This is a genomic window from Pseudomonas putida (assembly GCF_003228315.1).
Lineage (GTDB): Bacteria > Pseudomonadota > Gammaproteobacteria > Pseudomonadales > Pseudomonadaceae > Aquipseudomonas > Aquipseudomonas putida_S.
In genome coordinates this window covers 6,072,237-6,084,496 of record NZ_CP029693.1, presented here as the reverse complement: position 1 = coordinate 6,084,496, position 12,260 = coordinate 6,072,237, and the positions used below count along the sequence as shown (strand labels likewise).

The 12,260-nt window shown below is 49.5% G+C and carries 13 protein-coding genes and 1 other RNA gene; 8 read left to right on the top strand and 6 right to left on the bottom strand.

Annotated elements, in window-relative coordinates; genetic code table 11:
- Positions 1–77: 77 nt before the first annotated feature.
- The 3 genes from DKY63_RS28425 (at position 78) to DKY63_RS28415 (ending at position 3,914) form a co-directional block, all read left to right on the top strand.
- A complete protein-coding gene (locus tag DKY63_RS28425; protein WP_110967166.1) occupies positions 78–1,382 on the top strand; it encodes a site-specific integrase in 1,305 nt (434 codons plus the stop codon).
- Positions 1,383–1,404: 22 nt separating this feature from the next.
- Positions 1,405–1,641: a KilA-N domain-containing protein gene (locus DKY63_RS33195; RefSeq protein ID WP_110967165.1), complete on the top strand. Its 237-nt coding sequence runs from the start codon at positions 1,405–1,407 to the stop codon at positions 1,639–1,641.
- Positions 1,642–2,474: 833 nt separating this feature from the next.
- Entirely contained in the window at positions 2,475–3,914 is a 1,440-nt protein-coding gene (locus DKY63_RS28415; RefSeq protein WP_110967164.1) for a hypothetical protein, read from the top strand.
- A 539-nt stretch (positions 3,915–4,453) separates the two neighbouring features.
- Here the strand turns inward: DKY63_RS28415 and DKY63_RS28410 are convergent.
- Positions 4,454–5,227, bottom strand: coding sequence for an OfxX fusion product (locus tag DKY63_RS28410; RefSeq protein ID WP_110967163.1), 774 nt, complete (start codon positions 5,225–5,227; stop codon positions 4,454–4,456).
- A gap of 142 nt (positions 5,228–5,369) precedes the next feature.
- Here DKY63_RS28410 and DKY63_RS28405 point away from each other — a divergent pair, with 142 nt between their 5' ends.
- A complete protein-coding gene (locus DKY63_RS28405) occupies positions 5,370–5,600 on the top strand; it encodes a helix-turn-helix domain-containing protein (RefSeq protein ID WP_110967162.1) in 231 nt (76 codons plus the stop codon).
- A 305-nt stretch (positions 5,601–5,905) separates the two neighbouring features.
- Entirely contained in the window at positions 5,906–6,151 is a 246-nt protein-coding gene (locus DKY63_RS28400) for a hypothetical protein (protein ID WP_110967161.1), read from the top strand.
- Between the two features lie 10 nt (positions 6,152–6,161).
- Here DKY63_RS28400 and DKY63_RS28395 read toward each other — a convergent pair whose 3' ends face one another.
- The gene (locus DKY63_RS28395) at positions 6,162–6,551 is read right to left on the bottom strand and encodes an NUDIX domain-containing protein (protein WP_110967160.1); all 390 of its coding nucleotides are present in this window, start codon (positions 6,549–6,551) and stop codon (positions 6,162–6,164) included.
- A gap of 267 nt (positions 6,552–6,818) precedes the next feature.
- Between DKY63_RS28395 and DKY63_RS28390 the strand changes: the two genes are divergently transcribed.
- From DKY63_RS28390 to DKY63_RS32765, 3 genes are all read left to right on the top strand, one after another.
- Complete coding sequence (locus tag DKY63_RS28390) at positions 6,819–7,442, top strand: recombinase family protein (protein WP_110967159.1); 624 nt, start codon at positions 6,819–6,821, stop codon at positions 7,440–7,442.
- A 413-nt stretch (positions 7,443–7,855) separates the two neighbouring features.
- On the top strand, positions 7,856–9,133 hold the full coding sequence (locus tag DKY63_RS28385; RefSeq protein ID WP_110967158.1) for a GmrSD restriction endonuclease domain-containing protein: 1,278 nt from the start codon (positions 7,856–7,858) through the stop codon (positions 9,131–9,133).
- Positions 9,134–9,321: 188 nt separating this feature from the next.
- Positions 9,322–9,540: a hypothetical protein gene (locus DKY63_RS32765; RefSeq protein WP_110967157.1), complete on the top strand. Its 219-nt coding sequence runs from the start codon at positions 9,322–9,324 to the stop codon at positions 9,538–9,540.
- A 77-nt stretch (positions 9,541–9,617) separates the two neighbouring features.
- Here the strand turns inward: DKY63_RS32765 and DKY63_RS32230 are convergent, their stop codons facing one another.
- The 4 genes from DKY63_RS32230 to ffs all read right to left on the bottom strand — a co-directional run bounded on the left by DKY63_RS32230 (position 9,618) and on the right by ffs (position 12,238).
- Positions 9,618–10,052: a hypothetical protein gene (locus tag DKY63_RS32230; protein WP_162634931.1), complete on the bottom strand. Its 435-nt coding sequence runs from the start codon at positions 10,050–10,052 to the stop codon at positions 9,618–9,620.
- Positions 10,053–10,116: 64 nt separating this feature from the next.
- A complete protein-coding gene (locus DKY63_RS28370) occupies positions 10,117–11,190 on the bottom strand; it encodes a helix-turn-helix domain-containing protein (RefSeq protein ID WP_110967155.1) in 1,074 nt (357 codons plus the stop codon).
- Positions 11,177–11,839: a hypothetical protein gene (locus tag DKY63_RS28365; RefSeq protein WP_110967154.1), complete on the bottom strand. Its 663-nt coding sequence runs from the start codon at positions 11,837–11,839 to the stop codon at positions 11,177–11,179. The genes DKY63_RS28370 and DKY63_RS28365 overlap by 14 nt, the downstream gene beginning before the upstream one ends.
- Before the next feature lie 302 nt (positions 11,840–12,141).
- Positions 12,142–12,238: signal recognition particle sRNA small type (gene ffs / locus DKY63_RS28360), an RNA gene on the bottom strand.
- Positions 12,239–12,260: the final 22 nt, after the last annotated feature.

Here is a 12,260-nt window from a genome sequence, read left to right as displayed (position 1 = left end):
TCGCTGCACGGACGGCCAAGACTCCGGGGTGTAGTCAGCATTGTTCCACTCCGCTGTTCCACTCTGGTGTTCCACTCATGGCCTACATTGTCCGCCGCCAATCGGTCTATTACCTGAACCTTCGACTGCCCAAACATCTATTTCCGAACCGCCACACTCTTCGACTCTGCCTGAAACTGCGGGACCGGCAGTCTGCGTTATTCCTTGCAGCCTCATTGGCCCAGCATGTGCAGATCCACCTGATTGAACATCCCATGACCGATGTTCTGACCCTGCGTCGACTTTGTTCGCAGTGGCGAGACTCTGCCCCTTCACCGATCATCCAACCTGCTGAACGAAAGGCGTCCGTCCACTCACTGGTACGGAACGATGACGGCCCATCCCTCGCTACGCTCTCCCGGCTATATATAGAAGAAGGAAAACGTGGTGGCACCTGGCGGGAGGTCAGCACCTTCGAGGTGGAACGTGCTCTGCGGGATCTGTTCGAGCTGATGGGTGACATGCCCGTCGAGGCGTTCGACGCACAACAGGCCAGACTGCTGAAAGAACGGTTGAGCCGTTGCCCGCAATACTTTGGCTTACGCCCCGAGTACGAGGGCAAGACCCTGAGACAGGTGATCGAGTCTGGCACCACTTACAAAACCATCACTGCCGTTACCGTGAACAATCGTTTACGCAAGCTTTCCGCCTTTCTGAACTGGTGCAAGTCCAACGGGTACATCGCAGATAATCCGCTTCTGGGCATGAAGGTTATGGCGGGATCAGCCAAGGATGCCCGACTTTCCTTCGACCGCCATGACCTCAAAATCCTGTTAAATCACGAGACGCTACAAAAGGAAGCCCACAAATACCCATGGCGTTACTGGTTGCCGTTCCTTGGGCGAGCCACCGGGGCCCGACTGGAAGAACTCTGCCAATTACGTGTGGATGATTTCATCGAACAACACGGTATCCAATGCATCCGCATCGATGACAGCCAGCAAGGCCAGAACCTCAAGAACTCCAGTAGCCGACGCATTCTCCCCTTGCACCCGGTTCTGATTGACCTTGGGCTGGTGCAACATGTGGAGGCGTTGCGAGCTACTGGAGCCGTCAGTCTGTTCCCAGAACTGGAGGCCGTTCGGGGAAAACTTGGCCATGCACCGTCAAAATGGTTCGGTAGGTATAAAAAGAAGCGGGGCGTTACTGACACTAGGAAAACGTTCCACAGCTTCCGCCACACCCTCATCGACGATTTACGTGATGCAGGGGTGCAGGACTCGCTGATCAAACGCATCGCCGGACACGAGGACGGTGCGGTCACATTCAGCATCTATGGCAGCCGTAGCCCGCTGAAGGCGATGGCGGAAGCTCTGTCAAAGATCGAATTGCAATCCGCCTGACAATCAGACACAAGAAGTTGTAATCGACGGGATCACCGTCCGCCAGGATAGCGAAGGCCGGTACAGCCACAATGATGTACACGATGCGAGCGGGACTAGTAGCACTTACGCCCCTGGGCAATGGGCTCGCTATGAAGCTCAAAGTTTGGTCGCGGAGTTAAAAGTGGGTGATCCCACAATTGAACCTCTCACAGCTAAAGCGGGCAGGTACGGCGGCACCTACGCTGTTAAGGCTTTGGTGTATACATATGCCATGTGAATTAGCCCGGCGTACAGCCTGAAGGTGATCGAGGCCTACGACCGGATGGTTACTGAGGGTGTAGCTGTTCATGTGCATGCTACTCAAGGCCTGCTAGACAATTCGTTGAAATGTTTCCCGTCTTTATCTAGGGCAGGGTTAAGGCTTAGGGGAAGCCTCCGGCTCGGAGTGGAAATCTTGGCACCTCGAAACAGGTGCTGGGAACTCCCAAGCAGTGCCTCACATTTGAGTCAGGTAGAAACAGCCAACTAATGCACAGCTAAAAGTTAAAACCACGCTCTAGAGACCCTGACAACCTCAAACAATTACAAGCACGATCAATTAATACAAGCCAAATTTACCAGGTGACACTTATGGAAATATTAGCACAATTCAAAACACTCTCCCAGAGCCTCTAAAAGAAGCCTTACGGGCGAATACAACAATATCAACCAAAGATACAGCAAAGAAAAAAACACTTAAATTAGACCTGCAAGCTCTTCAGAAATAGCCAATCTAGCCAACACCCATTACACTCAATTAAGCTTAAAACCCTGATCCTCCAATAAAGTTAATGCAGTAAGCGGCATACTGAAAGTTGCTCAACCACCAGCAAAAAAGTTCACAAGCCTGCTTGACATCCTGCCCAAGCGCTGTATTCTTCGCTTCCCAGCCAACGACGCTGGTGCAGCAAAACCTCCCCTACTAATAGACCACTACCTCGCTTGTTCAAGCCAATAGGCCGCTGAGCAGAGTGGGTTTCGTGCTGTCTGCGATATAGGGTCATGAGTTCCAAATACAATGAACCGGAACACATCGAGGAGTTGCGAACAACTAAATAAAAGGAAAGAACCATGTCACGGATTGAACGAATCAAACCCATCCACACCGCAATTGCCGCTCCAGGCTCGGGTAAAACCGAAGCCCTGTTGTCCAAACTCCCCTCTCTAACAAGCTCAGGGAAACGGCTAGTTCTCGCCTTACCGACACTAGTTCTGAGCGACGAGATTATTCAGCGGGCCTCCAGCAAAGGAATAACATGTCGACCGATTGATCATCGTGACGGCGAATTGGTTGTCAGAAGTCTGGAGAAAGCACTGGAAGAGAAAGTGGACAACTTCATTGTCTGCACCCAAGACTCAATCCGGCGAATCCGCCCATCGTTGCTTCACAATTGGACTCTGGTGCTTGATGAGCTTCCAAAGGTTGTGGATTACCCGGACTACCCAGTCAAGCCCTCGGAAATGCCACGCATACTTCAGTTCACTGTGGAACGCGATGGAAAACTTCAAATCATTGACGGCCTGGAAGAACAAGTCCGGGAACAAGTATCTACTAACCGTGCGGATGCACGAGGAATGGATTGCTCAACACTGGGATCCTCTGCGGCTCACATATTCCGACTGCTGCTCTCAGACGTAGAGGTTTTTATCGATCAGCCCACGTCCGATGGCACACGGCATATTCGCGCCGTCGAGGAGTATACGGACTGGTGGGACATCTTCTCCTCGGCAATTGAATCACACGTACTAGCAGCGAGCATCAAGAACAGTGAGTTTGAGGTATTTGCACAGGTGCATGGTTTCCGCTTCGTTGACTCAGAGTACACTCCGGAATGGCAGCCTGTAAGCAACCTTGTCACCATCTGCCCAGTTGTTCCGAAAGACCAGAAGTTCAGTAAAAAGACGATGATCGCGCAACACGAGGACAAGCGCCTTATTGATATAGTCCTTGCGACAATTATGGAGCATGTCAACAGCACACCACTCCTCCTGGCAAATACTTGGGCTAGATTCAGTTCCACTAGAGGTGTTGTATATATCCCTAAGGATTGCCGAGGCTTAAACAGTTATGCCAATGCAACGGAAGTGATAGTTCTATTTGGTGGCAATCCAAGCCCATCTGAGAGACTAGGGTTAGTCTATCTGAAGGAAAAGTACGGACGAGATTTCGAAGAGGCGTTTATTACAAACAGGCTGCTTGAACCAACACTACAGTCGGTAACTCGTACTGCAGTTCGCTCCCGTGACAACGTAAAGAAAACTAAACTCTATGTTCAGGACTACCGCGTTGTTGATTATCTGCTATCCACGTACTTCCCTGATGCAACAGTGGATTGGTCCCTCGCATATGCGATACCGATCAAGCGAGATGGCAGGAGGCTTGATGAACAGACAGAAGAAGAGGTTAAACGCCTGATATCCCTCGAAACTTCAGCCCTTGAGATCCATCGACAGACTGGAGTTTCACGCCAGAAGATACAGAAGATGAAGCAGGCATATAAAGCAGCCTAATCCTCCCGACGGGGTGTAACCTATCCTAAAAGACTTCTTAGGAAAGATTACACCCCATACATCGCTACAAACCTGTGCCATTGGACACAAGTTCTCCTGCACAATTAAAAGGAAGAGCGGGAGGGGGCCCTAGCCCTACCCTCCCCTTCGGACCTGTACAGTTGTTATTAGTGCCTTGGGAACAGTTGACTACTTAGGGAATGAAGACTTAGAAGGCAGATATCCTTGAATTTCAGTCATCCCATCCCCGGCACAGTTCAAATCAAAAGCTTGTGGTGCTTTGCTCCCCTGCCCCACGTTAACCATGCCGAGCGACCTATAGAGACTGAAAACACTGATCGCTAACCTTCAGGGATGCCTTTGGATAACCCGCATAAGTAGCCCATGGGAAGCACCTGAGCGTCCAGATAACGAGCATTAGGATGTAGCGAGAAAAGTCGAGATTCTTTTAACTAGCTCATCCCACGCACGTTAACGTCCAGATGTGATCACTAAACCCTACTGTGTCAGTGGACCGCCATGTAGCGGCGCTATAACTGTCAGTCCGCAGGTTTTCTCTGAGGCAAATGTTCACCGAAGATTTCTTCCGGCAGTGATCCGTTCAGGTGTTCCATGACGTTCAGGAACCCATCAATGGCAATCATCCAAGCGCTGTGCGTCCAAATGGGTGCAAGCGTGCTCAAGTTCAGGTTCAGAGTGCCAATTGGGTTGAATAAGAGTCTTGGATTCTTCCAAGAAGCTGTGAACAGTGACAGCTTCCCATCCACAATCGAAAACTCTGGCACCGGCTTTAGCTCTCCCTTCCGGGGGCCATGCGGCTCCTTGGGTTCCTGGCCGTGCCAACTAGTCCTGATGGCTTCGTTTAGTCCATCAATTAGATCTTCCGGCTCCGAGGCAAGTAGTTTGGACGTTAATTCGTTCAGAGCATTGAACGCTGTTTGAGCTTTCGCTAATTGAACAGCTTGAATTTGACGCTGGCGTTTGTACTCAGCAACCTCCTTGCGATCTCGTTCAGCTACTTGGGCCTCGCGTTGGAGCTTTGCCTCAAGGGCGGCATCGCGGCGTTGCTGGGCTTTGGCACTCAAGGCTGGCTTGACGTTCGTTCCGGGTTGAGCGGGAACAGTCAGGATTGCTGGAGAACCACGTTCATCTAAAGCTGAAAGCCGCTCTCCATCTGGATCGTACGGAACCAGATACAGGTTGGCCCCATAGAACTTCCCACCAGGTACGTCGGCCTCCAATGCTTTCGTCGCCATCTCAAAAGCCTTCACCAACTGCTCCGGAGTAATTTCACCCTTGATCTTCAGTCTCACGCTGCGATTCCTTAACGTCCCTACGTCTTATGGCGTCTAGCCATTGGACTGGTGCCGTGGATACGGGGCGGATCGGTGAGCACGCCCCGCATGTCACGATTAGTGTGTGTCCGATTAGAGCACATCACCTGACCATAGGGGAATGCCAGCACCACCTCCTTCCCCAGCACTTCAGCACCAGTTCGGCACCCGAGTCAGGGAGCTCCGCGTGGCTATGGGCATGAGTCAAGAAGCTTTTGCTGATCGGTGCGGATTCGCCAGAACGTACATGTCCCGCATCGAAACAGGCGGAGCCAACCCGTCGATCCATGCCATCAAGGTGCTTGCCGATGCTTTAGGCGTGAGCATTTCAGTATTGTTCGAAGGAATGTGAGCGAAGCCCAATGCCGTTGCACATTCACCACTTTAGTTAATCCTTATCTAATGGATAACTTGCCGTGTATGCGACCTGCGACCGGCTAACCTGATTGATAGCCCTCATGATTATTGGGATTGAGCCCAGCGGGCCTAAGCTGAAACCGCTATCTACGCAAAATCCCTTACGATAAATATGGGATTAAGCTTGAACGAGCGCCCGCTCCGATTCTTCAATGGGGAAAAAGACACTCAACGGATCTCGGTCTATGCAGCCATTACGCTCTTGAACGGCTGCGATGATCAATGCGAAGGGGCGTAGCTATGATGTCGGAACAAGAAGTTTGCATCGCCAGAGCACTCAACCAACTCTGGAGAAACCAGATTGCCATCTGCGAGACGCTACACGTCCTCGCACCCTGGATGGCAGAAACCGGTCACGTTGAACGCTCAGATGCGGTGATGAAGGCAGTGGGTCATCTGATGAATTCAGATCGCGTGATGGAGCCAGCACTGCGGCGGCTTGTGGAGTTGAGTGGCGCCAGTTTCAAGCCAGCCAATGATGAATAAGGGTGCTTAGCTACGCAGAGAGAGCTGGGAGGCCCATCGCCAACAATGCTGCGGCAGAAGGCTTGAGCATGGACCCAGTGAGCCTACTCCGGTGGACCCATTTGCACGCGACGATCTCGTTGCTTGGTTCTGCCTCCTCACCCTCAGGCACGTTAATCGTGAAGATGTAGTGGAGCGTATTGCCAACCCTGATTGTGCAAAGGGCATGCAGGACGTGGCCACGTAGGTAAGCCTCTTCACGGAGTTCTCTGATGGCAGCCTCTTGCGGCATCTCGCCCTCCTCGATACCGCCCCCTGGAAAATTCCATTGGCCACCCTTCTTCCGGACAAGGAGAACCCTGCCATTACGCAGGCAAATGATGGTGGCTCTAACTTTAGGTTCGCGTTCTCGCTCCGGCATCTGGATGTAGTGCCCTTCCGTACAAAAGTGGCTTGTGCCGCATGTAGTGCATACGACATTTTCTATCTTGACCTTGAAGATTGACGCCACGTTCTAGCGGGTTGGACACAAGTTCATGTCAGACTGAGGGGCGGAAGTCCTATCAAAGAAGTAGACAAGTCTGGTAGTTGAGCAGCACCGCCCACACACTATCAAATAGCTATTGTCGATAGACATATGATTGATTTATCATAGACCTATCAAAACAGAGAGCAAAGGATAGTCGCGATGAACGCCCACCTATATCTCCGTGCATCAACCAAAGATCAAGACGCTCACCGCGCGAAAGTTGCTCTGGAACAGTTTGCCGCAGAGAAGGGGTTGCACATAAGCGGCGTCTACGCCGAGAACATCAGCGGGACCAAACTTCTTCGCCCTGAGCTTATGCGGTTGCTGGACAACGCTCAGCCTGGTGAACTGCTGCTGGTTGAGTCTGTAGACCGCCTGAGTCGCCTCTCGCAGGCCGACTGGGACACTCTCAAGTCCACCATCAAGGCTAAAGGACTTCGTTTGGTCGTGGCTGATCTGCCTACCAGTCACATGCTGATTGAGGCAAAGGGGATCACAGGTCAAATAATGGACGTGATCAACAACATGCTCATCGACCTCATGGCAACGATGGCAAGGTTGGATCAAGAGAAGCGCGTAGAGCGAATCCGGCAAGGGCTAGAAAACAAGCGTGCTGCTGAGCCTGAGTGGAAGCCCAAAGGCAAGGGCAGGAATGCAGTTAAGTGGGCGAAGGTAGCGGCGTTGATTCACAAGCACCCCACGATGCCTGCCGATCAAGTAGCGTTACTTGCTGGTTGTGGGGTAGCAACGTTCTACCGCATTAAGAAAGAGATGAACCAGTAACCTGGACAGCGTGACCAAAGCCGCCTTCGACCCAGCTTTAGCACACCTGTGATTTTTTGAATTTATAGACACTTGCAGCGGATTGGCACGGCAAATGCTCTTAACACCGACCCAGCTTGAACAGGGTTCCGCTGCTTTACCAGTCACCCCTGATCAACGCTTATGTAGTCAGAAAAAAGCTTACGCACTCGCTGAATCCATCCAGCTGCTCTTCTTTGGTGTCAATACCACCTTCGACATTCGAACCGAAGCGAAAGCAATTGTCTCGACCGAAACACACTCACAGAATTTTCACTGGTCACCTCTAGATTCTCGTTGACGTGAAGCAACGAACCTGCAACCTTTTCGCTCATCATGAAACGAAATTTATGGCACAGCACTAACCACAACTCATATGACATGGAATTTATAGTATGCAATGCATTGAGCAACCTTTCCCAATATCCAAGCTATGGGTAAACCGAAACTCCATCAATGAAAACCCCGAATACCAAAGGGAATCGGCGGTTTGGTCTAAGGAGAAACAGCAGCTGTTTATCGATTCAATTCTTAACAAGTTTGACGTACCCAAGATATACTTCCATGACATAAGAAGCGAAAAAGGTCTTAAGCACTATGCGGTAGTTGATGGCAAGCAACGGCTACATGCCATCTATTCGTTTCTACAAGATGAATTCCCACTTCATCCTGATTTTACTGTTCTTGAAGCCCGAGCCGGACAAGACGCCCCAGCGAAAGGCTCAAAATTCAGTGACCTAAGTGAATACTGGAAAGAGGAATTCAAAGGAACATCCCTGTCGGTCGTATTAATCCAAAACGCCAACGATGAAGACATTGAAGAGCTGTTTTCCAGGCTGAACAATGGGGAACCATTAAACGCAGCGGAGAAGCGCAATGCAAAAAACGGGGAAATGTGCAAGTTAATTAGGGATATCGCTAGAGAGGATGATTTTTTTATAAAAAAAATTAAAACCACAAACAAACGATATCAGCACTACGAAATCGCCGCCAAGTTTCTGCTCCTGGAACGAACCGCCCAAAACGGTGGAGGTCAATTTGCGGATTTAAAGAAGAGATTTCTAGATGATTTAGTTGAAAGAAATAAATCCATGACCTCCGCTGATTCAACAGGACTGAAGAGGCGAGTTATCGATCAACTAAAAACTGTCTCAAGGGTATTTACTGAAAAAGACCCTTTACTGTCTAAGCAAGCATATCCGCCGCTTTACTACATTTTTATCAAGCGAATCACAAGTGATTACGCTGACGCTAAATTATATACAAAGCTTCGGAAATTTATAGCAAACTTCCATGCCGAGCGAGCAAAAAACCTTGAGCTTTCTGAAGAGGATAGAGATTCGGTACTTATTGAGTTTGGCCGACTGATGCAGCAAGGTACAAATGACCTGAATAGCCTTCGCGAAAGGACAGCCATACTTATACGCTACTTTCTTTTAGAAAACCCAGAAATTCAAGTCAGGGATAAAAAACGCGCTTTCTCCGACGAGGAACGATTGGCAATTTGGATCCTTGGAGGAAGAAAATGCGGAGAGTGCGATATCGAAATAACAATTGACGATATGCATGCTGATCATTGCATTCAGTGGTCAAATGGGGGAAGTACTTCTCTCAATAATGCACGGTGCCTTTGCCAAGCTTGCAATACGAGCCTGGCCAAAAAAACAAAGTAATCAGACTATCACCTGTTGGAACAAGCCGACAGGTGATTAAAGAGCCCATAGCGAAAAATAACCCGGCATGCCCATTGTATGTTTATTGTGTTTTAACACCTACGGCCACCCTACTCCGGCATGCCTAGCCCACCAGTCACCAGCGAGACGATCTAGTCTTCCCACACCATCACTCAAGGCCGATAGCCGTGCCAGATAGCTCAAAAGCCAACATAGCCACAGCAGATGCTTTCACCTTGCTTCTTCACAACCAGCACGCCATATGTGCGGCCATTGAAGAGGTGACCAAGTGGCTCTCTGAGAATGGAGTTGCAAGCGTTGCTGAAAATGCTACGACAGCACTAGTTGCATTGGACCGAAATGCTCAAGCTATTACAGATGCGATTATGAGAATACGCCAATCGTGAGCAAGGGGAGGTGTTGTCACCACCAGAATTTCCAACCACTAACAACCCTGAAGTTAATATACTTCATCATCTGCTTTTCAAGAATCAACAAATCCTTTTCGAAGTCTAGGCGTGCCCCCACACTTTTTTTCATGTAGAAGATGCACCGTATCTTTACTGATGTTCGGCAGATCACCAGACTTAGTATCTTCGTATACAAGAATCTTGTTGCCATTGGTCATAATCCTGTTCAGCGTTTCAAAAATGCCATCTTTTGAATCGAAGAGGAATTGCGACTCACGGTAACATTTTATGAACTCAACAGACTTAGCCCTCATAGTCCCATCAGTTTTACCATACGCTGACTGATAATACTCCAGAGTTACCAAATACACGCTCAACCGCTTGTTATATAAGTCCAGTTTAACCTTGGCACTTGCAATCTTCATCTGCGAGTAAGCGACAGTGAAAGTTGCAAAACCAATTAACGCCGTCACCGAACTCACTATTAGCGTTATTACAGACACTTCCATTCTTCTGCCCTTAAACAGCTTTACAGTTTCACCACACCCCCAACCTGACCACCTGATCACAACACTATACAATGCGGAGATTGGGTTGTTGAATAACGCGCTGCATATCCGAATCACCACTCAAAATCCCTTGAAGCAGCGACTCAACCTCATCCAAGGGTAAGCTCAGCTGATGCGCAATCTTCTCTTTCGTATAGCGATCTTTCCAAAGCTCCTCTAAAACCTTCCGCCACAATATCGATGTCTCGCGAGGAATTGAATTAGGCTCCTTGGTACGATATCCAGCTATAGCAATCTGTTTGCATAACTCTCTGTAATGCCAATCACTTAGCAAAGCCGAATCTTTTGCTGACCGAGCGAGGGCAGCTACAGAAACACCCCAACGGTGTTTACTAGCCATAATTTGCTTTAGAGATGGTGTTGCAGGCAAATGAGCAATCAAGTCTTCGCGGGGCACTAGAAAATGCGATGCAAATAAATCAGCCTCCCGCTCGAAGTCACGACCGTCCATATAGCCGTGCACATGCATTAGGAGGTGTCCCAACTCATGAGCAGCATCGAATCGACTACGCTCTGGTGACTTTAGCGTATTCAAAAACATAAACGGTACACCATCCCGCCAGAAAGAAAATGCGTCTACGTCCTTTCCTTCCATAAGGGTGAAAATACGGACACCTTTAGACTCCAGCAATTTAATAAGATTTGGGATGGGCCTAAAGCCAATACCCCAATGTCTTCGTATAGCAGAGGCCGCAGATGCAGGATCTTCAACCCTTAGCTCCGGCAAATTTGGAGCTGGTAAATTGAACTTGTCAGATACCCAGTCGTTAAATACGCAACCCAAAGCTCCGCTGGCAAGTGCAGCATCTGTTTGTTTTGCGGTCATTGACTTCAAGCTTCTAAAACTGACCTGCTTAGAGTCGAGTTCGTCTACATCATCCATATAGAAGAAATCAACGGGATACCCCAAGGCTTTAGCCAATGCCGCAACAGTATCCTCGTTGGGAGAGGAAGTAGCCCCTGTATCGATCCTAGTTAAAGTCGCCTGTGCAACACCAGCCACTTCAGCCAACTCTTTTTTTGTGAGTTGCCTCCGCTTACGAGCGAAGGCAAACCTAGACAGATTAAATATTGCCATGTTGCTTTTTGGTTACCACAATTTCAGTATCAAGATCGTCAAAGGACTCTACAGGAGGGGCGACGACCAAATCCGGTTGAAGGTCTTGATCCTCAACAAAAATTCGCTCGAAGAATCCTTCAAATTGATCACCTTCGAACGGCTTAGGTCGCGATACTTCAACTTGAAGGCGCCCTTCTTTCGCAGCAGTGCAGATGCACCAAATCTGAGGAAACGCGTTTTCAGAAAGAATTCTCTCGTCGGATACCGAGGAGCCAAAAAGATCAGCCTCGTAACCTTTTTCAATGAGCTCTCGAGTGGCCTCCCCCCGTGCCGAAATTGACTTGGGATCATCCTTCATACAAGCGTGATCAACGTTCTGAAAACTGAACATCAGCCCCTGGCTCACGTTATAAATCAGTTCAATATTCCGATAGCGGCAGGAACGCCACCCTTCAGGTCGCATTTGAAGGCGAAGCTGACGAATACCAGCTTGGTAAGCTCGCGTACCCTGGTAATTAATTGGATCAATACCCTGCAAATATTCAGCTCTCGCGTACACAGCCGCTTTCGCAATCTGGACGACCTTATCCTTCGTAAACCCGATTCGGCCAAGTGCCGTCTGAACCTCGTCAGGCTGATCGATCACCAAGGTCTCAAGACTTTGCATAGCGCGCTCCAATGTCAATTTTTCATACCTACATTGTAGGTGGAAAAAATTAACATTCAACCCCGCATCTTGTCCTTCCCTGCATCCCGTCGACGATTGGGAGCCATGGAGAAGCATTGACCAAGGCACGAATTCCCCGCCAGGCAGCTACAGAGCTACGGATCGACTTAGCTTGCGACGTGAAATGAATAAGATAAGATTGCGGTACAGTGCACCACTTAGGTGTACCTACACGCTGTCACACTTCGAGATTTTTGACTGAGAAATCCTTGAGAATTCAAGGACTTAGAGATAGGTGGCGACCCCACCAGCCACACCCCGGCACACAATGTCACCGCTGCGGCTGCTCCCTTCCAGGCCTGACCGGGTTCACGGCTGATCGTTGCGGGGGGACCGATGGGGTCACCATAACGATGCTCAC